The organism is Kitasatospora sp. NPDC057542, from assembly GCF_042801945.1.
GTDB lineage: Bacteria > Actinomycetota > Actinomycetes > Streptomycetales > Streptomycetaceae > Kitasatospora.
Genome location: NZ_JBHVFE010000086.1, coordinates 1 through 24,140 on the forward strand (window position 1 = coordinate 1; position 24,140 = coordinate 24,140).

Sequence of the window (24,140 nt, forward strand, 5' to 3'; positions counted from 1 at the left end):
GTGCTGCTGTCCGCCGCCGTCCCGCTGGTGCTGCTGCCCGCGCTGACCCCGGCCGAGCCCGGCCCGCCGTGCGCCGTGCCCGCCCGCCCGCCGGATGCCCTGGGGCCGGTGCCGGTGCCGGCGCCCCGGCCGCGCCCCGGCTCCCGGCTGCGCCCGGCGGCGCTGGGTCACGGGCTGGGCCTGGCCGCGCTGCTGTTGCTCCCGCCGGCCGCGCAGGGCGGGGACCGCCCGGCGGCCGTCGCGCTGGTGCTGGCGGTGGCGGTGTCGGCCGGGGCGGCCGAGCGGACGGCCCGCTGGTACCGGGAGGTCGGCTGCGGCCACCTGGGCGCGGCGGGCACCCTGGCCGGGTTCCGGGCCCGGATGCGTCCGGTGCTCCCGGTCGCGCTGGCCCTGTACCTGGCGGTGCTCGGGGCGCTGAGCTTCGCCGCGCTGGCCGTGACGGCCGTGGTCGTGCCGCGCCCCGGGCCGGGCCACGGGGAGGGGCTGCTCCACCTGGCGGCCGAGCGGCCCTGCCCCGCCCAGTGGGCGGCGCAGGGCGTGCTGGGCCTGCTGCTGGTGCTGTCGGTGCTGCTGGCGCGGTGCGGCCGGACGGCGGCCGCCGCGGCGGGGACGTGCGCCGGGGCCGCCGCGGTGCTCGGGCCGCTCGCCCTGGGGCGCTCCGCCGCGGAGGCCTGGCTGCTGGGCGGCGGGACCGTCGCGGTGGCGCTGCTGGCGTACGCCGGGGCGGTGCTCGGCCGGGCCGGCTCGCACCGTTGAGCACCGTCCACCTCCGTCGCAAACTCCCGTTCGACCGTTGTTGGGGTCCGGTTCGCGGTCCCCGCCTTCGTCCCGTTCGTTGAACTTCGTTGAATTCGGTCCGCCAGGTCGTCACGAACTGGCTTCGTGGAAGGACACCCCCGATGAGGGTGCTGCTGCTGGGCGCCGACGGCTTCATCGGCCGCCGGGTCACCGATCGTCTGCTGATGGACCAGGAGTTGCAGGTGGCGGTGCTCGGCCGGCGCGACTCGGCCGACATCCGCTTCGACCTGACCACCGGGAGCCCGGGCGCGCTGGCCCGGTTCCTGGACGCGGTCGCGCCGCAGGTGGTGATCAACTGCGCGGGCGCCACCTACGGCAGCTCGCGCACCCTGATCCGGGCGAACACGCTGGCCGTCGCGACCGTCTGCGAGGCCATCCGGCGCAGCCGGGAGCCGGCCCGGCTGGTGCACGTCGGCTCGGCCGCCGAGTACGGGCCGGTGCCCGGCGGGGTTCCGGTCTCCGAGCAGGCCGAGCCGCGGCCGGTCGGCCCGTACGGGGTCTCCAAGCTGGCCGGGACGGAGCTGGTGCTGGCCTCCGGGCTGGACGCGGCGGTGCTGCGGGTGTTCGACGTGGTGGGCCCGGGGGCGCCGACCGCCTCGCTGTTCGGCCGGCTGGCCGAGGGCCTGCGGCGGGCGCTGGAGCGGGACGAGCACCAGGTGCGGATGCCGGACCTGTCCGGATACCGGGATTTCGTGGACGTGCGGGACGTCGCCCGGGCCATCCAGGCGGCCGCGGTGTCGGCCGCCACCGGGGTCGTCAACATCGGCAGCGGGCACGCCGTCCGGGCCCGGGACGCGGCCCAGCTGCTGGTGCGGGCCTCGGGCTTCGAGGGGCAGATCGTCGAGGAGAACCGGCAGGTCCTGCTGCCCGCGCAGCTCGCCGGGGCGGGCGGCGACCACCACCTGCCCGGCCACCACCTGCCCGGGCACCGGCCGGAGGGGCACCGCCCGGAGGGCCGGGCGGTGCCGGGCGAGCCGGTGCCGTGGCGGCAGGCGGACGTGCGCACCGCCCGGGACCGTCTCGGATGGCGGACACAGGTGCCGCTGGAGGAGTCGCTGGGAGACGTCTGGCTGGAGACGGCCTGTCGGGTGTGACGGCGCCGCGCGGTGCCCCGGGCCCGTCAACCACGGGCCCGGGGCGCCTTCCGGGGCCCCGCCGCCGGTTCCACGATCCGGCGCCGCCCGTCTCGCCCATCGGACGGGCTGTCTCGGAATACCGCAGGGGCGTGACACTGTTGGCCTAGAGAGCCACCCGAGTGGCGGAGCAGCAACCCAACGCCGAGGTTGGCCCTGGCCATCCGAACAAGACCCATCGGAGTCCCCGTGTCGTTGCCACCCCTGGTCGAGCCGGCCGACGAGCTCACCGTTGACGAGGTCCGCCGGTACTCCCGCCACCTGATCATCCCGGACGTGGGCATGGCGGGGCAGAAGCGGTTGAAGAACGCCAAGGTGCTGTGCGTCGGTGCCGGTGGCCTCGGCTCGCCGGCGCTGCTCTACCTGGCCGCCGCCGGTGTCGGCACGCTGGGCATCGTCGAGTTCGACGTGGTGGACGAGTCGAACCTCCAGCGTCAGGTGATCCACGGCCAGTCGGACGTCGGCCGCTCCAAGGCGGAGTCGGCGCGTGACTCGGTCAAGGAGATCAACCCCTACGTCAACGTGGTGCTGCACGAGGAGCGCCTCGACAACTCCAACGTCATGGAGATCTTCTCCGGCTACGACCTGATCGTGGACGGCACCGACAACTTCGCCACCCGCTACCTGGTGAACGACGCCGCGGTGCTGCTCGGCAAGCCGTACGTGTGGGGCTCGATCTACCGCTTCGACGGCCAGGCCAGCGTGTTCTGGGCCGAGCACGGCCCCTGCTACCGCTGCCTCTACCCGGAGGCCCCGCCGCCGGGCATGGTCCCCTCCTGCGCCGAGGGCGGAGTGCTGGGCGTGCTGTGCGCGTCCATCGGCTCGATCCAGGTCAACGAGGCGATCAAGCTGCTGGCCGGCATCGGTGACCCGCTGGTCGGCCGGCTGATGATCTACGATGCCCTGGAGATGAACTACCGCCAGGTGAAGGTCCGCAAGGACCCGAACTGCGCCGTCTGCGGTGAGAACCCGACGGTCACCGAGCTGATCGACTACGAGGCCTTCTGCGGCGTCGTGTCCGAGGAGGCGCAGGCCGCCGCCGCCGGTTCGACCATCACCTCGCAGCAGCTCAAGCAGTGGCAGGACGACGAGGAGGACATCTACCTCATCGACGTCCGCGAGCCCGGCGAGTACGAGATCGTCAACATCCCCGGCGCGGTGCTGATCCCGAAGAACGAGTTCCTGATGGGCGACGCGCTGGAGAAGCTGCCGCAGGACAAGAAGATCGTGCTGCACTGCAAGTCCGGCGTGCGTTCGGCCGAGGTGCTGGCCGTGGTGAAGGCCGCCGGCTTCGCCAACGCCGTCCACCTGGGCGGCGGCGTGCTCGGCTGGGTGAACCAGATCGAGCCGCACAAGCCGGTCTACTGACCGACGCCCCGCGTGGAAGGGCCCGCCGTCCGGCGGGCCCTTCCCGTTTGCGCGGGGGAGGTCCGGACCGCCCCGGGCGGCTCAGAGCGCGTTCTTGCGCTGGAGCACGTTGTAGGAGATCCAGCCCGGCAGCACCGGCAGCCAGAAGGTGAGCGCCCGGTAGAGGAAGACCGCCGGGGTGGCGACCGCGGGGGAGACGTCCGCGACGGTCAGGGCGCCGATCAGGGCGACCTCGACCGGGCCGATGCCGCCGGGGGTGGGGATCGCCGAGCCGGCCGCGTTGGCCGTCAGGAAGACCACCGCGACGGCCGAGAAGCTGATGTTGCCGCCGAAGGCCTGCACCGAGAAGTCCAGGCAGGCGGTGAAGGAGAGGGTCAGCAGCAGGATGCCGCCGAACCCGGTGACCAGCTTGCTGGGCGTCTGCATCAGGTCGAGCATCCGCGGCACCACGCCGAAGAACAGCGAGCGCAGCCGGCCCAGCACGAACCGGCGCAGCGGGGCGACGGCGGCCACCACCAGGGCGAGCACGGCGGCGCTCAGCACGCCGATGATCACCGCGCGGGAGGCGGAGAGGTCCCCGTTGGTCTGGCTGCCGGTGATCAGGCCGAAGCTGAACAGCAGCAGCAGGTGCCCGGCCAGGCCCGCCAGCTGGGAGGCGCCGACCGAGGCCACCGCCTGGCCGGAGCGGATGCCGGCCTTCTGCAGGTAGCGGGTGTTGAGCGCGATGCCGCCGATCGCGGCGGGCGCGACCAGCTTGACGAAGGAGCCGGCCAGCTGGGCGGCGACGGTGCGCCGGAACGGCAGCCGCTCGGGGACGAAGCCGGTCAGGCTCATCGCGGCGGCGACGTAGCTGAACGCGGCGGCGAGCAGGGCGGCCGCGGCCCAGGCCCAGTTCATCTGGGAGAGCTTCAGCTGGGCGGGCTTGATGGTGGTCAGGGCCAGGTAGGCGGCGAAGGTGAGCGCGATCACCATGATCAGGCTCTTCGGCTTCAGCCGTTCCAGCTTGGCCGGGGCCATCGGGGCCTCGGGGGCGATCTGGAGGATCTGGCCGCGGATGCGGCTCAACAGGTCCTCGCCGGCCGCCGCGATGTCCTCCTCGGCCTGCTGCTGGGTGCGCTCGCCGGCCGCGACCTGCTCCAGCGCCCTGGCCCGGGCGGCGGCCTTGCGCTCCTTGGTGAGCTTGGCGAGGTCGACCCGGGTGGAGCGGCTCATCCCGACCGGCTGGAGCAGCGGCAGCGCCTGGGCCACCCGCTCGGCGCCGAGCACCGCGTTGGCGGTGGCGACGGCGCGCTCCGGGCCGATCCGCAGCGCGAAGGTGGTGAGCAGCTGGGCGACGTCGATCCGCAGCGTCAGGTCGGTGGCGGCGATGTCGCCGCCGGAGAGGTTGACGAGGCAGCCGGTCCGCTCGTCCACCACCAGCAGCGACTCGCCGGTGAGCCGGCGGTGGGCGATCCGGCGCTCGTGCAGGGCGGCCACCGACTGCCAGATCGAGGCCATCACCGGGTCGGTGACCTCCTCGTCGGAGAGCTCGTCCAGGGTGCAGCCCTCGACGTTCTCGTACACCAGGATCGCGGCGTCCGGGCCGAGCTCGGAGGTGGCGACCAGCTGCGGTGCGCAGGCGCCCGAGGCGGCCGCCGCGTACGCGATCAGCGCCTCCTGCTCCAGCGCCTGGCGCAGCGACTGGGGGCTGCGGCGCACCGCGACCGAGCGCAGCCGCAGCCGTCGCCAGGCCCGGTAGAAGAAGCCGGAGGCCTGCTGCTCGCGGTCGATGATGTGCACGTCCAGCGGGGGGCCGCCCTGCTGGATGACGTGGTAGCGGCGGGTGCCGCCGGGGGCGTCGGGGGCGCGCACGGCGCCGGCCGGGGTGAAGCCGACCTTGCGCAGGCCGATCATCAGGTGCTGGCCGGTGGGCCGGATGTTGGGGGAACCGATCGCGTACAGCGTGCCGTAGGCGACGGACCAGCCGATCAGCACGGTGAGCATCAGCGACAGCGGGGTGGTGTAGCCGCCGAGCAGCTCGGTGATCCCGCTGAAGACCACCACCACCCACAGGGCGACCCGCCAGCGCGGTCTGCTCGACATGCCGACGGCGGTCATGTAGGCGATCACCGGGGCGAGGTAGCCGTGCACCGGGTCGGTGAGGGTGCCGTTGCTGTCCATCGGCAGCCGGGTCAGCGCTTCCCGGATGTTGTCGGAGGCGCCTTCGGCCACCCACCAGTCGACGCCGAGCGAGACGCCGTACGCCAGTACCGAGGCGAGCACGCCGTCGGCGACCCGCAGGCCGTCGCGTTTGATCAGCCGCTCGACGGCGAAGGCCAGCGGGACCGCGAGCACCGCGACGCTGGAGATCAGGCCGGTGATGGTGGAGAACACCACGGAGAAGTGCGGTGCGTTGGTGGCGATGTCCTGCTCGATGCCGGTGGTGGTCGAGGTGGCGATGCCGGCCAGCAGGAAGACGGCGACGATCCCGAGGACGCCGGCCAGGAAGCGGATCAGGTCGGACGGGCGGTGTGCGCGGGCGGCGAGCAGCGGCTCGTCGACGTCCAGGTGCGGGGCCTCGTCCAGCGGGGCGTGGTCGTCGGGCTGTCCGGCGGGCGCCTCCGGGCCGGCGGGCGCGGGTTCCGGGGCGGCGGGTTCCGGGGCCGTGGTGGTCTCGGCCGGCGGCGGGCCGGGCTGTCCGGGGGTCTTCGCGGGTGCGGGGGTCTTGATCGTCCGGTCCTTGATCAGGGAGACTTCCGGCGTCGGCCCCGGTTCGGGCCGGCCTTCGCTCTCGTTCCCGGGTGCCGACGGCACGGCGGCAGCGGACTCGTCGGAGTCCTTGTCCACGCCCACGTCAGCCGTCCCGGTCATCTGGTCTTGTCCTCGTATCACCACTCACCGCCCCGGAAGATGGTGGCATGCCCCGGCCTCCCGTGCGGGACAGGGGGCGGATCAGGCGCGGCGGATCGGCCGCACGGTGCCGCGGGTTCGCCCCCATAGGGAAGGATGCCGCAGGTGACGGACGTAACACACGACGGTCTTCCGGATGCCCTGCCGCCGTTCGCCGAACTGGTGCTCGACCTGACCGAGCGGATTCCACCCGGCCGGGTGATGACCTACGGCGACGTCGCCGAGTACCTCGGCCAGGGCGGCCCCCGGCAGGTCGGCCGGGTGATGGCACTGTACGGCGGCTCGGTGCCCTGGTGGCGGGTGATCCGCGCGGACGGCCGCCTCCTGCCCGGGCACGAACAGCGCGCCCTCGCCCACTACGGCGAGGAGGGCACCCCGCTGCGCGAACCCGCCGACCCGCCCCGGGTCGACCTCGGGCGGGCCCGCTGGGACGGCGAGGAGAACCGGGCGAAACCGCCGCACGAGCGGGATTGACGGGGCAGGATCGTAGGCTCGATGCGGGCGGGCCCGGCGGGTCCGCCTCCGCCATGCCCCAGTTCGACCCCAGGACCACTTCGTGAGCTCCCCCTACCGGCTCGTGCGCAGCCCGCTCGTCCAGCCCGATCCGCCCGTGCTGGACGCCTACCAGCGCGCCGTGGTCGAGCACGCCGGCGGGCCGCTGCTCGTCCTGGCCGGCCCCGGTACGGGCAAGACCACGACGCTGGTCGAGGCGGTCGCCCGGCGGATCGAGGACGGCACCGACCCCGAGCGGATCCTCGTCCTCACCTTCAGCCGCAAGGCCGCGACCGAGCTGCGCGACCGGATGTCCGGCCGGCTCGGCAGCTCGGCCGCCGCCCCGCAGGCCACCACCTTCCACTCCTTCTGCTACGCCCTGCTGCGCGCCCACCAGGACCCGGAGGACTACGCCGAGCCGCTGCGGCTGCTCTCCGGCCCCGAGCAGGACGTCATGGTCCGCGAACTGCTGGCCGGCGGCGCCGAGGACGCCAAGCTCGGCAGCACCCGCATCGAGTGGCCGCTGGACCTGCGGGCCTGCCTGACCACCCGCGGCTTCGCCGACGAGGTCCGCGCCGTCCTCGCCCGCAGCCGCGAACTGGGCCTCGGCGAGGCCGAGCTGGAGCGCTTCGCCCGAGGCGTCCAGCGCCCCGACTGGGCCGCCGCCGCGCACTTCCTGGCCGACTACCTCGACGTGCTCGACCTGCGCGGCGTCCTCGACTACGCCGAACTCGTCCACCGCGCCGTGCTGCTCGCCGAGCGCCCCGAGGTCGGCGAGCAGCTGCGGCGGCGCTACGAGGTCGTCTTCGTCGACGAGTACCAGGACACCGACCCCTCCCAGGTCCGGCTGCTGCGCCAGCTGGCCGGCGGCGGGCGCGACCTGGTCGCGGTCGGCGACCCGGACCAGTCGATCTACGCCTTCCGCGGCGCCGACATCAACGGCATCCTCGACTTCCCGCAGACCTTCCGGCAGGCCGACGGCAGCCCCGCCGAGGTCAAGGTGCTGCGGGTCTCCCGCCGCTCCGGCGCCGTGCTGCTCGCCGCCTCCCGGGAGGTCGCCCGCCGGATGCCGATGGGCCGGCTGCCCGCCGACAAGCTCGCCCAGCACCGCGCCCTGCTGCCCTCCCGGGAGGGCGGGAGGGTCGAGGTCTACACCTACCCGACCCCCGGCGCCGAGCTGGACTCGATCGCCGACCTGCTGCGCCGCGCCCACCTGGAGGACGGCGTGCCCTGGGGCGAGATGGCCGTGCTCGTCCGGGCCGGCGCCCGCTCCATCCCCGGCGTGCGGCGGGCGCTCGGCGCGGCCGGGGTCCCGCTGGAGATCGACGGCGACGACCTGCCGCTGCGCGAGGAGCCGGCCGTCGCCCAGCTGCTGCTCGCCCTGCGGGTCTGCGCCGAGCAGGCCGCCCGGGACAAACAGGGCGACCCTGACGCACCCGGCCCGCTCGCCGCCGAGCCCCTGACCACCGACCTGGCGCACGCCCTGCTCACCGGCCCGCTCGGCGGCCTCGACGGCTCCGACCTGCGCCGCCTCGGCCGGGCCCTGCGCGAGGAGGAGCGTGCCGCGCTGCGCGCCGACGGCCGCCCCGCCACCGCCCCGCGCCCGGCCGGCGAGCTGATCCGCGAGGCCCTCGCCGAACCCGAGCGCCTCGTCGCCCTCGACCCCGCGCACGCCCGCCGGGCCCGCGACCTCGGCACCCTGCTGCGCAAGGTCCGCGAGCTGCTGGCCGGCGGCTGCACCGCCGAGGAGGCGCTCTGGGAGCTGTGGGACGGCAGCCGCCGCTGGCGCGAACGCCTGGAGCGGGCCGCCCTGCGCGGCGGCGCGGCCGGCCGCAACGCCGACCGCGACCTGGACGCGCTGTGCGCCCTCTTCGAGACCGCCGCCCGGGCCGAGGAGCAGGTCACCGGCCACCGCAGCGCCCTGGACCTGCTCGCCGAACTCGAAGCCCAGGACATCGCCGCCGACACCCTCACCGTCCGGGCCGTGCGCCCCGAGGCGGTGCGGCTGATGACCGCCCACCGCTCCAAGGGCCTGGAGTGGCGCCTGGTCGTGGTGGCCGGCGTCCAGGACGGCCTCTGGCCCGACCTGCGCCGCCGCGGTTCCCTGCTGGAGGCCGACCGGATCGGCCGCGACGGCCTCGCCGAACCGCTCTCCCCGGGCGCGCTGCTCGGCGAGGAGCGCCGGCTCTTCTACGTCGCCGCGACCCGGGCCAAGGAGCGGCTGATCGTCACCGCCGTCAAGGCCCCCGCCGACGACGGCGACGAGCCCTCCCGCTTCCTGCGCGAGCTCTACCGCGAGGACGTCGACCCCAGGAGCGGCAAGGTGGTCCGCCGCACCCCGCCGGTCACCGTCGAGGACGTCACCCACCGCCCGCGCCGTCCGCTGTCGGTGGCCGCGCTGGTCGCCGAACTGCGCGCGGTCACCGTCGACCCCGCCCGTTCGCCCGAACTGCGCCGCGCCGCCGCCGAACGGCTCGCCACCCTCGCCGCCGCCACCGACGAGGACGGGCTGCCGCTGGTGCCCGCCGCCCGCCCGGAGCGCTGGTGGGGCCTGGACGACCCGACCACCGCCCCCGAGCCGCTGCGCAGCGCCGACGCGCCGGTCCGGCTGTCCGGCAGCGGGCTGGAGCAGCTGGAGAGCTGCTCCCTGCAGTGGTTCCTGGACAAGGAGGTCAAGGCGCGCGGCGCGGGCTCGGCCGCCCAGGGCTTCGGCAACGTGGTGCACGCCCTCGCCGACGAGGTCGGCTCCGGCCGTACCCCCGCCGACCTCGCCGTGCTCATGGAGCGGCTGGACACCGTCTGGGACGCGCTGGCCTTCGACGCCCCCTGGAAGTCCCACCAGGAGAAGGCCGAGGCCCGGGCCGCCCTGGAACGCTTCCTCAACTGGCACGTCCTGGAGCGCGGCCGGGACCTCGTCGCCACCGAGCACGGCTTCGACGTCACCCTCGACGTCGGCGGCGTCTCGGTGCGCATCCGGGGCTCGATGGACCGGGTGGAGAAGGACGCGGCCGGGCGCGCCTACGTGGTCGACTTCAAGACCGGCAAGCAGATACCCGCCGACAAGTCGCTGCCCGAGCACAAGCAGCTCGCCGTCTACCAGCTCGCCGTCCGGGCCGGCGCCCTCAACGAGCTGCCCGGCTTCACCGCGCACCCGCCGGACACCGGCGGCGCCGAACTGGTCCACCTGCGCGAGCCCGCCGCCAAGGCCGCCCAGGACGCCCCGAAGGTGCAGCGGCAGGAGCCGCCGGAGGGCGAACCCTGGATCGAGAACCTGCTCGCCGAGGCGGCCGGGAAGGTCCTCGCCGAGCGCTTCGTCCCGCAGACCGGCGGCGGCTGCGACCGCTGCGCCTTCCGCCGTAGCTGCTCCGCCCAGCGCGACGGCGCCCAACTGGTCGAGTGAGGGTTGTCCGTGACTCGCCCGCTCGCCTCCGGGCGCCCGGACCCGCGCCGACACCCTTCGCTCCGGCACTCCCTCCTTCGTCGGTCGCTCGTCGCTCGTCGCTCGCCCTCCTTGCCCGCCATCGGGCAGGAGGGGCCCCCGCCTTCGGCACCGGCGCGCCCTTCGGCTCGGGGCGGGGCGGACAGGCGTGAGCGCCTGTCCGTCGCTCCGGTTACGGTTGCGGGGTGACCGCCGTGCTCAGCCATCCCGACCAGCTCAAGGAGCTGCTGGGGATCCCGTTCAACCGGGAGCAGATGGCGGCCATCGGCGCCCCCCTGGAGCCGGCCGTGATCGTGGCCGGCGCCGGCTCCGGCAAGACCACGGTGATGGCCGCCCGGGTCGTCTGGCTGGTCGGCTCCGGCGCCGTGCGGCCCGAGGAGGTGCTCGGCCTCACCTTCACCAACAAGGCCGCCGGTGAGCTATCCGAACGGGTGCGCCTCTCCCTCCTGCGGGCCGGAGTCACGGACCGGGCCGCCGAGGCGCTCGGGGACCCGGAGATCTCCACCTACCACGCCTTCGCCGGCCGCCTGCTCAAGGAGCACGGCCTGCGGATCGGCATCGAGCCGGACGTCCGGCTGCTCGCCGACGCCACCCGCTTCCAGCTCGCCGCCAAGGTGCTGCGCACCGCCCGCGGCCCGTTCCCCGCGCTCACCGGCACCTTCGCCAACCTGGTCGCCGACCTGACCGCGCTGGACGGCGAGCTCGCCGAGCACCTGGTCGAGCCGCAGACCCTGCGCGACTTCGACGAGGAGCTGCTGGACACCCTCGCCACCGTCAAGCTGACCAACGACGACCTGCGGGCCGTCCCGGCCACCGCCCGGGCCCGGCTGGAGCTGCTGCGGCTGGTCGAGGACTACCGGCGCCGCAAGCGCTCCGCCGGGCTGATGGACTTCGGCGACCAGATAGCCGCCGCCGCCCGGCTCGCCCAGCAGCGCCCGGAGGTCGGCGGGCTGCTGCGCGGCCAGTTCAAGGTGGTGCTGCTGGACGAGTACCAGGACACCTCGGTCGCCCAGCGGCTGATGCTCGCCGGTCTGTTCGGCGCCGGCCCGGACGGCACCGGCAGCGGCCACCCGGTGACCGCCGTCGGCGACCCCTGCCAGGCGATCTACGGCTGGCGCGGCGCCTCCGTGGCCAATCTGGACGACTTCCCCCGGCACTTCCCGAAGGCCGACGGCCGCCCCGCCGACCGCCACGCGCTGAGCGAGAACCGCCGCAGCGGCGGACGCCTGCTCGCCTTCGCCAACGAGCTCGCCGCCCCGCTGCGGGAGATGCACGAGGGCGTGGAGGCGCTGCGCCCGGCCCCCGGTGCCGAGCAGGACGGCTACGTGCGCACGGCGCTGCTGCCCACCCACGCCGAGGAGATCGACTGGCTCGCCGACTCGATCGCCCACCTGGTGCGCACCGGCACCGCGCCGGGCCGGATCGCCGTGCTGTGCCGCGGCGGCGCGGCCTTCCCGGACATCCACGCCGCGCTGGTCGCCCGGGAGGTGCCGGTCGAGGTCGTGGGCCTCGGCGGGCTGCTGCAGCTGCCCGAGGTGGCCGACCTGGTGGCGGTCTGCGAGGTGCTGCAGGACCCGACCGCCAACGCCGCGCTGGTGCGCCTGCTGATCGGACCGCGCTGGCGGATCGGCCCGCGCGACCTCGCGCTGCTCGGCCGCCGGGCCGCCGACCTGGTGCGCACCGACCGGCCCGAGGGCGTCGAGGCGCTGGCCGCCGCGGTCGCCGAGGCCGACCCGACCGAGGTGGTCTCGCTGGCCGACGCGGTGGAGACCTTCCTCGACGCCCCGTCCGGTGAGGAGGGGAAGCCGGACGAGCTGCCGTTCTCCGCCGAGGCGCGGGTGCGTTTCGCCCGGCTCGCCGCCGAGCTGCGCGAACTGCGCCGCTCGCTCGCCGACCCGCTGATGGACGTGCTGCACCGGGTGCTGTCCGTCACCGGTCTGGAGGTCGAACTCGCCGCCTCCCCGCAGGCCCTGGCCGCCCGCCGGCGGGAGACCCTGCACGCCTTCCTGGACGTCGCCGCCTCCTTCGCCGACCTCGACGGCGACCCGGGCCTGTCGGCCTTCCTCGGCTTCCTGCGGGCCGCCCAGGAGTACGAGCGCGGCCTGGACAGCAGCCTGCCCGGCGGCGAGGACACCGTGAAGGTGCTCACCGCGCACAAGTCCAAGGGCCTGGAGTGGGACGTGGTGGCGGTCCCAGGCCTGGTGCGGGGCGCGTTCCCCTCGTCCAGCCCGCGCGAACGCTGGACGAGCACCAAGCGCGTGCTCCCGCACGCCCTGCGCGGCGACGCCGAAACTCTGCCCGACGTGCGCGGGGGGTGGAACGGGAAGTCGATGACCGCGTTCAAGAAGGAGCTGGCCGAGCACTCCGGCACCGAGGAACTGCGCCTGGGTTACGTGGCGTTCACCCGGCCGCGGTCGCTGCTGCTGGCCTCCGGGCACTGGTGGGGGCCGAGCCAGAAGACCGTCCGTGGCCCGTCCGCCTTCCTGGAGCGGTTGCGCGAGCACTGTGAGCGGCCCGGCGCCGGCGAGGTCGAGCACTGGGCCGAGCAGCCGGAGAAGGGCGCCGGGAACCCGGCACTGGCCGCACCCGTCGAGCGCCCCTGGCCGCTGCCGCTGGACCCGGCCGCCCAGCACGCCCGCCGCCGGGTCGCCGAGGTGGTGCGTGCGCGGGTGGCCGGAGCGCCCGCTCCCGAGGCCGAGGAGACGGCCCCCGAGGACCAGCGCCAGATCGCCTCCTGGGACCGCGATCTGACCGCGCTGCTGGGCGAGTTGGAGCGCTCCCGGCGCACCGCGCGGGACGTGCCGCTGCCCGCGGCGCTGTCCGCCACCCAGCTGCTGCGGCTGGCCGCCGACCCGGACGGCTTCGCGCACGACCTGGCCCGCCCGATGCCGCGCCCGCCGCAGCCGGCGGCCCGGCGCGGCACCCGCTTCCACGCCTGGGTCCAGTCCCGGATCGAGCCGCTGCTGCTCGTCGAGCCCGGAGCCCTGCCCGGCGCCGACGACGACGGCATCGAGGACGAGCAGGACCTGGAACGGCTCAAGGAGGCGTTCCTGCGCACCCCGTACGCGCAGCGCAGGCCCCACCGGGTGGAGGTGCCGTTCCAGCTGGTGCTGGCGGGCCGGGTGGTGCGGGGCCGGATCGACGCGGTCTACCGGGAGGATGACGCGTTGTCGGAATCCGTCGGTGCGTCACGCTACGAAGTGGTGGACTGGAAGACCCACCGGGAGGAGACCGCCGACCCGTTGCAGCTCGCGGTCTACCGGCTGGCCTGGGCCGAGCACGCGGGCGTCGATCCCGAGCAGGTCACGGCTTCGTTCCTGTACGTCCGCAGTGGCCGGATCGTGCGTCCGACAGGACTTCCCGACCGAAAAGAGTTGGAACGGCTCCTGATCGGGAACAGTGACTATTGAGTCACGCAGAGCATCCAAGTCATCGCGCCAGTGCCCGAAACCTGTGCGTCGTGCACGTTTCGCGCCTATTGTGGGGTCGGTAACCGGTCAACCCCCGTGCTCCGGCCGCCAGCGAGGCCCGCATTCCCTAACCCTCAGTCATCACCGCAGGTGCCCTTGGGCATCGGCGTCTTCTGCTGGAGAGACCGAAGTTGAGCGCGACCGGATGGATCAGAGAGCGGTTCGCCGGGCCGACACCGGGGCCCGCCCCGCGCGCGACCGGCACCTGGCCGAGGACGGCACTCGCGCTGCCGTTCATCGGCATGGTGCTGATCGTCGCCCTCGACTACCTCAGCGGCACCAGGGTGACGGTCGAACCGGCCCTCACTGCCGTGCCCGCGCTGGCCGCCGTGGTCAGCCGCCGCACCTGGTACCCGCTCGCCATCGGCCTGGGCACCGAGGCGGCGGCCTTCCTGATGGCCTTCCGCAGCGACACCCTCGGCGAGTCCGTGCACGCCGCCAGCGTCTTCGCGATCCTGCTCGTCGCCGCGATCGGCTGGGTCAGCGCCACCCTGAGGCTGCGCCAGGAGCGGGCGCTGGCCGACGCCCAGCTGGTCGCCTCGATCGCCCGACGGGTCCTGCTGCGGCCCGTCCCCGAGCGGGTCGGCACCGTCCGGGCGGCCGTCCACTACGAGGCCGCCGCCGCGCACGCCCGGATCGGCGGCGACCTCTACGAGGTGGTCAACACCCGGCACGGGGTGCGGGCCGTGGTCGGGGACGTGCGCGGCAAGGGCCTCGGCGCGGTGGAGACGGCCGCCGCCGTGCTCGGGGCCTTCCGCGAGGCCGCCCACCAGGAGGCCGCCCTGGACCGGGTGGCCGGCTGGCTGGCCGTCAGTCTCGACCGCGCCCTGCACGAGAACGACCACCCGGGCGTGGAGGAGGAGTTCGTCACCCTGGTGCTGATCGGCGTCGGGCCCGACGGTGCCGCGGAGATCGTCAACTGCGGCCACCCCGCCCCGCTGCTGCTGCGCGGCGGGGAGGTCAGCCCGCTCGAACTCACCGAGACCGTACCGCCGCTGGGCGTCCTCGACCCGTCCGACGTGCGCCCGCCGGTGCACCGGCTGCTGCTCCAGGGCGACGACCGGGTGCTGCTGTTCACCGACGGGGTGATCGAGGCCCGCGACCGCACGGGCGCCTTCTACCCGCTGGCCGAACGCTTCCCGCGCTGCGCCGCCGGCCGCCCGGCCGACGTCCTGCAGCGCCTGCACGAGGACGTGGTGCGCCACGTCGGGCGCCAGCTCGGCGACGACGCGGCCATGCTGCTGCTCCAGTTCGACCCCCCGCCCGCGCTCGGCCCGACGGGACCCCAGGTCATGAGCACCGTTCACCTCCCGCAGCAGGGTGGAGTCCTGACGCCCCAGTAGGTACGTCCAGGCGGGCTCGCGCCTACAGCGACACCTCGACCAGCAGCGGGCGGTGGTCCGACACCGCCGCGCGCGGCGCCGCCGCCGGGCCGACCGCCGTGCGCGGCACGCCGATCGCCAGGACGTGGTCGAACTGCACCGCGGGCCGGTGCGAGGGGTAGGTCGGCGTGCGCGCCAGGTCGTGCCAGCCCTGGAGTCGGGGGCGCGGCCCGCGCGCCCGGCGCCGCTGCGGCTCGGCCAGGGCCGGCCGGGCCCGCCGGGCCGCCCGCAGCTCGCGCACCCGCACCCGGGGCGCGGTGCGCTCCAGCACCGTCGCCCCGCCGAGCACCGTGCGCGGCACCGCGCCGACCAGGTTGAAGTCGCCCAGCACCAGGTACGGCTGGGGGAGGTCGGCGATCCAGCGCCGGATGCCGGCCAGCTGCGCCATGTTCCAGCCGGGGACGAAGGACAGGTGCGCCGCCACCACGGTGAACGGACCCCGCTCGCCCTCCAGGACGGCCGCCAGCGCGGCCCGTGGCTCGTCCGGCACCGGGGTCAGCCCGCGCCGCCCGGCCACCCGCAGCGGCAGCCCGAACGGCGCCGGGGCGAACCGCCGGGCCCGCCAGTGCCGTACCGGAAGCCTCGTCAGCAGCGCTGTCCCGTAGGAGGGCGGGGAGCCGTCGTCCACCTCGTCCGGCCCGTACACCCGCAGGCCGTTCGGGCCGGACGGCTCCGGCACCCAGCCCGCCACCGGCGCCGGGCGGCCGTGCAGCGCGGCGGCGAAGCGCCAGTCCTTGGCGCCCATCGCCGAGGCCGCCACCGCCGCCTGGTCGGTGCCGCCGGAACGCGACTGGTGCCGGTCCACCTCCTGGAGCGCCAGCACGTCGGCGTCCAGGGCGGCCACCGCATCCGCCAGCGGCGTGCCGGCGTCGGAGGGGTAGGGCCGCGGGGCGCCGTCCGGGGCGAGCGGCTGGCCGTGCAACAGGTTGAAGGTGGCGATGCGCAACTGGCTCACACCGCACGACGGTACCCGGTCGCCGGGGGATGGGTACTCGGCTTGAGACGGATGGACATACCGGGTATACATACTCGGTATGTCCATCCGTCACGGTCTGCTCGCCCTGCTCGACCAGGGCCCGCGCTACGGCTACCAGCTGCGCACCGAGTTCGAGGCGCGCACCGGCGCCACCTGGCCGCTCAACGTCGGGCAGGTCTACACCACGCTGTCGCGGCTTGAGCGCGACGGGCTGGTCGAGCCCGCGGGGGAGGACGACGAGGGCCACCAGTTCTACGCCGCCACCGACGCCGGCCGGGACGAACTGCGGACCTGGTTCGACACCCCGGTGCCCCGGACCAACCCCCCGCGCGACGAACTGGCGATCAAGCTCGCCATGGCGGTGACCGTCCCCGGGGTGGACGTCTCGGCCGTCGTCCAGGGCCAGCGCCGGCACAGCATCAAGGCGCTCCAGGACTACACCCGGCTCAAGGGCCGCGCCCTGTCCGGCGAGGCGCGCCCCGGCACGGTGCCCTCGGCCGGCCACGACCTGGCCTGGCTGCTCGTCCTCGACCAGCTGATCTTCCAGACCGAAGCGGAGGTCCGCTGGCTCGACCACTGCGAGACCCGGCTCGCCCAGCAGGCCGAAGTCCTGCAGAACCGCACCGCCGAGGCCGCCCGCGACAGCGCCGCGCCCGCCAGGCGCGGCCGCCGCCTGCGCACCTGAGCCCCCGCAACACCCGAACCACCAGGCCCGGCCCCGACTCCGGGCCCACACCCAGCACAAGGGGGGAATTCGTGTCCCACACCGAAGAGGCCAGGCAGGCGCCGGTGCTCCACCTGGAGAACGTCACCCGCGTCCACGGCCACGGCGCCGCCGAGGTCCAGGCCCTGCGCGGCGTCGACCTCAAGGTCCACCCCGGCGAGTTCGTCGCCGTCATGGGCCCCTCCGGCTCCGGCAAGTCGACCCTGCTCACCCTGGCCGGCGGCCTGGACACCCCGAGCGGCGGCCGGGTCCTGGTCGAGGGCGTCGCCCTCGGCGAGCTCAACCGCAAGAAGCTCGCCCAGGTCCGCCGCCGCTCCGTCGGCTACGTCTTCCAGGACTACAACCTGATCCCGGCGCTCACCGCCGCCGAGAACATCTCGCTGCCGCGCGAACTCGACGGGCTGTCCACCCGCGCCGCCCGCCGCGAGGCCGTCGCCGCCCTGGAGGAGCTCGGCATCCCCGAACTCGCCGACCGCTTCCCCGACGACATGTCCGGCGGCCAGCAGCAGCGCGTCGCCATCGCCCGTGCCCTGATCGGCGACCGCCGCCTCGTCCTCGCCGACGAACCCACCGGCGCCCTCGACTCCACCACCGGCGAGGCCGTCCTCGCCGTCCTGCGCGCCCGCTGCGACGCCGGCGCCGCCGCCATGATGGTCACCCACGAGGCCCGGCACGCCGCCTGGGCCGACCGGGTCGTCTTCCTGCGCGACGGCCGCATGGTCGACGAGTCCGTCAGCCAGGACGCCGCCAGCCTGCTCGTCAGCGCCGCCACCAACAGCATGAAGGTGGACGAGTGAAGCTCAGCGCATGGCGGGTGGCCCTGCGCATAGCCCGCCGCGACGCCCTGCGTTCCAAGGGCCGCAGCGCCCTCGTCATCGCCATGGTCGCCCTGCCCGTCCTCGGCGTCACCGGCGCCGACGTGGTCTTCCGCAGCGCCGAACTCACGCCCGCCGAACGCGCCGTCCGGTACATGGGCCAGGCGGCCGGCGAAGTGCACATGGTCGAACGCGGCTCCTCCGTCAAGCAGGCGCCCGACCCCGACAAGGGGCTCACCATCCAGAGCCCCAAGGACGATGCCAAGGACGGCGAAGCCCCCACGTACACCCCCGCGCAGCAGCGCGCCCTCGACACCGCACCCGCCGAGCTGGCCCGCCAGCTGCTCCCGGCCGGCGCCACCCTGGTGCCCGAGCTCCAGGGCCCGTACACCGCCGCGACCAGCGCCGAAGGCCTGCTCAGCACCCGGGTCAGCGAGGCCGACCTGACCGACCCGGTCTGGCAGGGCCGGATCAACCTCGTCGACGGCCGAGCTCCCGCCGCGGACACCGAGGGCGCCGTCACCCGGGACTTCCTCAAGCGCTCCGGGCTCAAGATCGGGGACAAGACCGCCGTCCGCGGCCTGGAGACCAGCCCCTTCACCATCACCGGCGTCTACGAGTACCCCGGCGAACTGCGCGCCACCGAGCTCACCGCCCGCCCCGGCACCGTGCTCAACCGCCTCCCCAAGCCGTCGGACGGCTCCAACGGCCCGATGCAGGGCTCCAACGCCACGACGCAGGCCCCCGACGAGACCTCCCGCTGGCTGGTCAAGCTCCCGGCCGGGGCCACGATCGACTGGCAGAAGGTCAAGGAACTCAACGAGTACGGCTTCCAGGTGACCTCGCGCGCCGTCCTGGCCGACCCGCCGGCCCGTGCCGACGTCCCGTTCTACGCCGAGCAGAAGCACTCCGTCGGCACCAGCTACTTCAACCGGACCGACATCGTCATCCTCGCCACCGTCGTCGGCATGGCCCTGCTGGAGATCGTCCTCCTCGCGGGCCCCGCCTTCGCCGTCGGCGCCCGACGCTCCCGGCGACAGCTCGGACTGCTCGCCGCCGCCGGCGGTGAACGCGCCAACGTCCGCGCGGTCGTGCTCGGCGGCGGCATCGTCCTCGGCATCACCGGCGCCGTGATCGGCCTGGGCCTCGGCACCGGCCTGGTCGCCCTGCTGCGCACCACCGCCGAGGAGCGCTCCGGCCGGCGCTTCGGCCACTTCGCCGTGCCGCCGCTCGACCTGCTCGGCATCCTCCTGGTCGGGCTCGTCACCGGCCTGCTGGCCGCCGTCGTGCCCGCCGTCCAGGCCTCCCGCCAGGACGTCGTCGCCGCGCTCACCGGCCGTGACACGCTCAAGCCGCCGAGCCGCAAGCTCGCCGTCGCGGGGCTGCTGATCGTCGGCGGCGGCGCGGCCCTCGCCCTGTACGGCGCCACCAGCGGCGTCGGCAACCGCAGCTTCGCGGTCCTCGGCGGCTCGGCCCTCGCCGAGCTCGGCATGGTCGCCCTCGTGCCCTACCTGGTCGGCCTGTTCGGCCGGCTCGGCCGCTGGCTCCCGCTCGGCCCCCGGCTCGCCCTGCGCGACTCGGTGCGCCACCGCGGCCGCACCGCGCCCGCCGTGGCCGCCGTGATGGCCGCCGTCGCCGGCTCCGTCGCGGTCAGCGTCTACATCGCCAGCTACGAGGAGCAGTACCGGCGCGAGTACATCGCCTCCGGTCCGTCCGGGGCGGTCATCCTCGGCAGCGGCTGGCTGTCCGACGCCAAGCTGCTGCCGCAGATGCGCGAGGCCGTCGAACGCAGCATCCCCGACCTCGGCCCGCGCGCCGACATCCGGCGCGTCGAGCCGAAGGGCGACTGCGCCGAGGGCAGCTACTGCGGCTACATCAGCGTGGAACTGCCCAAGGAGGAGCGCTGCCCGCTCATGGACTCGGGCGACACCCTCTCCCTGGCCGAGAGCGAGCACGTCATGAGCACCGACAAGCGCTGCCAGGCGGACCACCGCCGCGGCGGCCAGTTCACTGCGGTCACGTCCGGGGGCGCCACCCTGCTGCACAACCTCTACGGAGTCACCGACCCGGCCGCCGGCCAGGCCCTCGCCGCCGGCAAGGCGGTGGTCTTCGACGCCCGCTACATCAAGGACGGCAAGACCGCCCTGCGGTACAGCACTCCGGTCACCGGCAGCGGTCAGGGCAAGCCCACCATCACCGAGATCAGCGTGGACGCCGTCCTCGCCGAGCCCGCGCTGAAGGCCCCCGCCCAGGCCGTGCTCAGCCAGGAGACCGTCGCCCGGCTCGGCTTTGCCACCGCCCCGGCGGGCTCCGTCTGGCTGCCCGGTGCCATGCCCTCGGACCGCGCCCAGCAGAAGGCCGACGGCGCGCTCGCCAAGCTCGCCGACCACGACGTGCTCAAGATCGAACGCGGCTACGAATCCCCGGCCGGACTGATCCAGCTCGGCCTGAACGTCTTCGCGGGCATCGTCGCCCTCGGCGCGGCCGGCATCGCCACCGGGCTGGCCGCCGCCGACTCCCAGCGCGACCTGACCACCCTCGCGGCGGTCGGCGCCGAGCCCCGCATCCGGCGCTCGCTGTCCGGCTTCCAGTGCGGGGTGATCGCCGCCATGGGCGCCCTGCTCGGCGTGGTCTGCGGCGTGGTGCCGGGGGTGGCCCTGCGCAAGGTCGAGGCCGCGGCGAGCAGCTACCCCGGCATGAGCCCGGAGGAGCTCGCCAACAAGGCGAGCCTGGTCTTCCCGTGGCCTACCCTCGCCGCCACCGTGCTGTTGCTGCCGGTGCTCGCGGCCGCCCTCGCGGCGCTGATGACCCGCTCGCGGATCACCCTGCTGCGCCGCTCGGGCTGAGCCCGGCGCACCCGTCCGTCATCCCCGTCGCGCGCCACCGCCGCGACGGGGGGTGAGGAACAGGGCGTCGTCGATGGGTCCCGGTCGCGTGTCCCGCCACGCCCTCGACCAGGGCGTGGACGCTGCCTGGCCGTGCGCGAGGACCGGTGTCGTGTAGTACCCGCGAATGGGATGCGGTCGGGTGCGTACGACCAGCGATGGTGGCTCAACCACTCGGCAGGGCGGCTGATTTCGGTGATCGCTGAAAAACCATGGAGCAACGGCTGGAGTTCCATGCCTTGCCCATCAGAGAAATTGGCAGTCGGTCATCAGCGGCCGACTGCCCGTAACACAAGGAGTTTCCCGTGACAACGATGTCCGCGCACGCCATCCGCACCGGCCAGGCGGCTGCCCGAGCCACCGGTCTGAACAAGGTCTACGGCGAGGGTGAGACCCGAGTGGTCGCCCTGGACAACGTCAGCGTGGTGTTCCCGCAGGGCGAGTTCACCGCGATCATGGGTCCCTCGGGTTCCGGCAAGTCCACCCTGATGCACTGCATGGCCGGCCTGGACACCGTCTCCTCCGGCTCGTCGATGATCGGCGAGATGGAGCTGGTGGGGCTGAAGGACAAGCAGCTGACCAAGCTCCGCCGGGACAAGATCGGCTTCATCTTCCAGGCGTTCAACCTGCTGCCCACGCTGACGGCGCTGGAGAACATCACGCTGCCGATGGACATCGCCGGCCGCAAGGTCGACAAGGCCTGGCTGGACAGGGTGGTGGACACCGTCGGCCTCTCCGACCGTCTCTCGCACCGCCCGTCCCAGCTCTCCGGCGGCCAGCAGCAGCGCGTGGCGTGCGCCCGCGCGTTGGCCGGCAAGCCGGACATCATCTTCGCCGACGAGCCCACCGGTAACCTCGACTCCCGCTCCGGCGCGGAGATCCTCTCCTTCCTGCACGACTCCGTGCGCGAGCTGGGCCAGACCGTGGTGATGGTCACCCACGACCCGGTGGCCGCCTCCTACGCGGACCGCGTGGTCTTCCTCGCCGACGGCCGGATCGTCGACGAGCTGACCGCTCCGACCGCCGACGGCGTCCTGGACCGGATGCGCCGCTTCGACGCCAAGGGTCGGACGAGCTGACGCCTCGCCAGTAGCCGCCCCCCGAACTCCCAGGACGCAACCCATGTATCGCACCGCACTGCGCAATGTGCTGGCCCACAAGGGCCGCCTGTTGATGACGGCACTCGCCATCCTGCTCGGCACCGCTTTCGTCTCCGGCACCCTGGTCTTCTCCGACACGCTCGGCCAGGCCATGAAGAACAGCTTCGCCAAGAGCTACACCGACGTCTCCGTGCTGGTCACCGACCGCACCGTCGGCACCCGGATGGGTGGCGGGAACATTGAGGACGAGAAGAACACCGAGAAGCTGACCGACGCCACCGTCAAGCAGATAGCCGCCCTGCCCGGCGCGGCGAAGTCACGCGGTGTGGTCTCCGGCTTCATCGGCGTGTCGGACAAGAAGGGCAACCTGATCGGCGAGGTCTGGAGCGCGATGGGCGGCAACTACGTGCCCGACCCCTCCGGCAAGGACAGCCGCTACCCGCTGGTGGAGGGCAAGGCCCCGTCCGGCCCCAAGGAAGTCGCACTCGACAAGGCAACCGCCGACAAGGGCGGCTACCACGTCGGTGACACCGTCCGGATCGCACGCAACGGCCCGGCCCTGGAGGTCAAGCTGGCCGGCATCGTCACCACCGACGACCCGCAGATCACCTCCGGCGGCACGCTCACCCTGTTGGACACCGCCAGTGCGCAGAAGATACTGCTGACGCCCGGCCAGTACAGCTCCGTCTCGGTGCTGGCCAAGTCCGGTACCACCGAGTCCGCCCTGCTCGACCAGGTGAGCAACGTCCTTCCCAAGGCCGGCGACTTCCGCACCAAGACCGGTCAGCAGCTGATCGACGAACAGGCCGAGGTCATCGCCAAGGGCACGGACAAGATGAAGACCATGCTGCTGGTCTTCGCGATCATCTCGCTGTTCGTCAGCATCTTCATCATCGCCAACACCTTCACCATGCTGGTCGCCCAGCGCACCAAGGAACTGGCCCTGCTCCGCGCGGTCGGCGCCAGCCGCTCGCAGGTCACCCGCTCGGTGCTGGTCGAGGCACTGGCCCTCGGCGTCACCGCCTCGGCGGCGGGTCTGCTCGCCGGTATCGGCATCGGCGCCGGGATGCAGTCCCTGATCCACGCCACGGCCCCCGGGATGCCCACCGGCCCACTGGTGATCGCGCCGACCACGGTCGTGGTGACCCTGGTGGTCGGTGTCCTGGTCGCCGTCCTCTCCGCCGTCCTCCCCGCCCTGCGCGCCTCCCGGATCGCCCCGGTGACCGCGATGAGCAGCGGGGACCAGCCGGCCACCCAGAAGAGCCTGGTGATCCGCAACGTCGTCGGCTCGGTGTTCACCATCGGTGGCCTGGGCCTGGTCGTGACGGGCGCGGCCACCAGGAGCAGCTCCGGCCAGGTGCCGGTGGGTGCCGGTGTCGGGCTGGCGCTGATCGGGATCTTCGTCCTGCTGCCGCTGCTGTCCCGTCCGGTGATCGCCCTGGTCGGCCCGCTGCTGGCCAAGGTGGCCGGTACCCCTGGCAAGCTGGCCCGCCGCAACGCGGTGCGCAACCCGCGCCGCACCGCCGCCACGGCCGCCGCGCTCACCATCGGCCTGGCCCTGGTCACCGGCCTGAGCGTGCTCGGCTCCTCGGTCTCCGACATGGTGGACAAGGCCGTCACCAGCTCCATGAAGGCCGACTACGACGTCACCCTTGCCACCGGCGACCTGACCCCGGAGCTGGCCGCCGCCATCGCCAAGGCCCCCGGTGTCGCGGTCTCCAGCCCCATCAACCGGGCCTTCTGGGAGCTCGGCGGCGCCTTGCACTCGGTCCGCGGCTTCGACGCGGCCGGCTTCGAGCAGCTGGTCCAGCCGAAGATGGTCAGCGGCTCCGCCGCGGCACTGAAGCAGGGCCAGATCCTGGTCGACTCCAACATGGCCAAGAAGGAGAACCTGTCGGTCGGCTCCACCGTCAAGGTGGACTACCGCACCGGGGGCGCCGCCAGCCAGGGCACCCTCACGGTCGGCGGCGTGTACGAGGGCAACACGATGATCTCCGAGGTCATCATGGCCAGCGCCGAGATCGCCAAGCACGAGCCCCAGCTCTATCTCAGCGAGGTCCTGGTCAAGGGCACCGACGGCCCGAGTGCCGCCCTCAAGCAGTCCATCAAGGACGCCACCGGCAACAACCCCGTGGTCGAGGTCAAGACCAGGCAGGACATGCGCGACGAGTTCAGCAAGATGATCACCTTCGCGCTGAACATGATGTACGGCCTGCTGGGCATGGCCGTGGTGATCGCGGTCATCGGCGTGATCAACACGTTGGCGATGTCGGTCTTCGAGCGCAAGCGCGAGATCGGCATGCTGCGGGCGATCGGTCTGGACCGCCGCGGCATCAAGCGGATGGTCCGGCTGGAGTCGGTGGTGATTTCGCTCTTCGGCGCGGTGATCGGCGTCGCACTCGGCACCTTCGCCGCCTGGGCGGTCAACCGCACGCTGATCTCCAGCCTGCCGACCCTCACCACCGTGGTCCCCTACGGCCAGCTGCTGCTCTTCCTGGCCCTGGCCGGCCTGGTCGGCCTGGTCGCCGCCCTGTGGCCCGCTCGCCAGGCGTCCAAACTGAACATCCTGGTCAGCATCAAGACCGATTGACAGCCGAGACCACCGGAAAGGCTCCGGCTCCGACGGCCGTTTTGCCGCTCTTCCTGTGCGCTGTTCCGCGCACAGGAAG

13 protein-coding genes and 1 pseudogene are annotated in these 24,140 nt (G+C 73.8%); 12 read left to right on the forward strand and 2 right to left on the reverse strand.

What is annotated here, in order from left to right; translation table 11 throughout:
- The 3 genes and pseudogenes from ACFU7Y_RS13935 to moeZ all read left to right on the forward strand — a co-directional run.
- Positions 1–756 (forward strand): annotated as a pseudogene (locus ACFU7Y_RS13935) (hypothetical protein); the annotation flags it as partial.
- A gap of 143 nt (positions 757–899) precedes the next feature.
- On the forward strand, positions 900–1,892 hold the full coding sequence (locus ACFU7Y_RS13940) for an NAD-dependent epimerase/dehydratase family protein (RefSeq protein ID WP_380768011.1): 993 nt from the start codon (positions 900–902) through the stop codon (positions 1,890–1,892).
- A 228-nt stretch (positions 1,893–2,120) separates the two neighbouring features.
- Positions 2,121–3,299: an adenylyltransferase/sulfurtransferase MoeZ gene (moeZ, locus tag ACFU7Y_RS13945; RefSeq protein WP_224283395.1), complete on the forward strand. Its 1,179-nt coding sequence runs from the start codon at positions 2,121–2,123 to the stop codon at positions 3,297–3,299.
- An 81-nt stretch (positions 3,300–3,380) separates the two neighbouring features.
- Here the strand turns inward: moeZ and ACFU7Y_RS13950 are convergent, their stop codons facing one another.
- Positions 3,381–6,149, reverse strand: coding sequence for a flippase-like domain-containing protein (locus tag ACFU7Y_RS13950; protein WP_380768012.1), 2,769 nt, complete (start codon positions 6,147–6,149; stop codon positions 3,381–3,383).
- A gap of 135 nt (positions 6,150–6,284) precedes the next feature.
- On the opposite strand from ACFU7Y_RS13950, the gene ACFU7Y_RS13955 reads away from it, so the two are divergent.
- The 4 genes from ACFU7Y_RS13955 to ACFU7Y_RS13970 all read left to right on the forward strand — a co-directional run bounded on the left by ACFU7Y_RS13955 (position 6,285) and on the right by ACFU7Y_RS13970 (position 14,932).
- On the forward strand, positions 6,285–6,662 hold the full coding sequence (locus tag ACFU7Y_RS13955; RefSeq protein ID WP_380768014.1) for an MGMT family protein: 378 nt from the start codon (positions 6,285–6,287) through the stop codon (positions 6,660–6,662).
- Positions 6,663–6,744: 82 nt separating this feature from the next.
- On the forward strand, positions 6,745–10,080 hold the full coding sequence (locus ACFU7Y_RS13960; RefSeq protein WP_380768016.1) for an ATP-dependent helicase: 3,336 nt from the start codon (positions 6,745–6,747) through the stop codon (positions 10,078–10,080).
- Positions 10,081–10,304: 224 nt separating this feature from the next.
- Positions 10,305–13,529 (forward strand): UvrD-helicase domain-containing protein, encoded by a 3,225-nt coding sequence (locus ACFU7Y_RS13965; protein WP_380768018.1) that lies wholly within the window; start codon positions 10,305–10,307, stop codon positions 13,527–13,529.
- 191 nt (positions 13,530–13,720) lie between these two features.
- A complete protein-coding gene (locus tag ACFU7Y_RS13970; RefSeq protein ID WP_224283688.1) occupies positions 13,721–14,932 on the forward strand; it encodes a PP2C family protein-serine/threonine phosphatase in 1,212 nt (403 codons plus the stop codon).
- Between the two features lie 22 nt (positions 14,933–14,954).
- Here the strand turns inward: ACFU7Y_RS13970 and ACFU7Y_RS13975 are convergent, their stop codons facing one another.
- Positions 14,955–15,926, reverse strand: a complete 972-nt coding sequence (locus ACFU7Y_RS13975) for an endonuclease/exonuclease/phosphatase family protein (protein WP_380768020.1) — start codon at positions 15,924–15,926, stop codon at positions 14,955–14,957.
- A gap of 79 nt (positions 15,927–16,005) precedes the next feature.
- Here ACFU7Y_RS13975 and ACFU7Y_RS13980 point away from each other — a divergent pair, with 79 nt between their 5' ends.
- The 5 genes from ACFU7Y_RS13980 to ACFU7Y_RS14000 all read left to right on the forward strand — a co-directional run bounded on the left by ACFU7Y_RS13980 (position 16,006) and on the right by ACFU7Y_RS14000 (position 24,061).
- Positions 16,006–16,632, forward strand: coding sequence for a PadR family transcriptional regulator (locus tag ACFU7Y_RS13980; protein WP_224284740.1), 627 nt, complete (start codon positions 16,006–16,008; stop codon positions 16,630–16,632).
- Positions 16,633–16,703: 71 nt separating this feature from the next.
- A complete protein-coding gene (locus ACFU7Y_RS13985) occupies positions 16,704–17,468 on the forward strand; it encodes an ABC transporter ATP-binding protein (RefSeq protein ID WP_224284741.1) in 765 nt (254 codons plus the stop codon).
- Positions 17,465–20,332 carry an FtsX-like permease family protein gene (locus ACFU7Y_RS13990; protein WP_380768022.1) on the forward strand — a complete coding sequence of 956 codons (2,868 nt, stop codon included), beginning with the start codon at positions 17,465–17,467 and terminating at the stop codon, positions 20,330–20,332. The genes ACFU7Y_RS13985 and ACFU7Y_RS13990 overlap by 4 nt, the downstream gene beginning before the upstream one ends.
- Before the next feature lie 353 nt (positions 20,333–20,685).
- On the forward strand, positions 20,686–21,450 hold the full coding sequence (locus ACFU7Y_RS13995) for an ABC transporter ATP-binding protein (protein WP_380768025.1): 765 nt from the start codon (positions 20,686–20,688) through the stop codon (positions 21,448–21,450).
- Positions 21,451–21,493: 43 nt separating this feature from the next.
- Positions 21,494–24,061 carry an ABC transporter permease gene (locus tag ACFU7Y_RS14000; RefSeq protein WP_380768023.1) on the forward strand — a complete coding sequence of 856 codons (2,568 nt, stop codon included), beginning with the start codon at positions 21,494–21,496 and terminating at the stop codon, positions 24,059–24,061.
- Positions 24,062–24,140 lie beyond the last annotated feature (79 nt).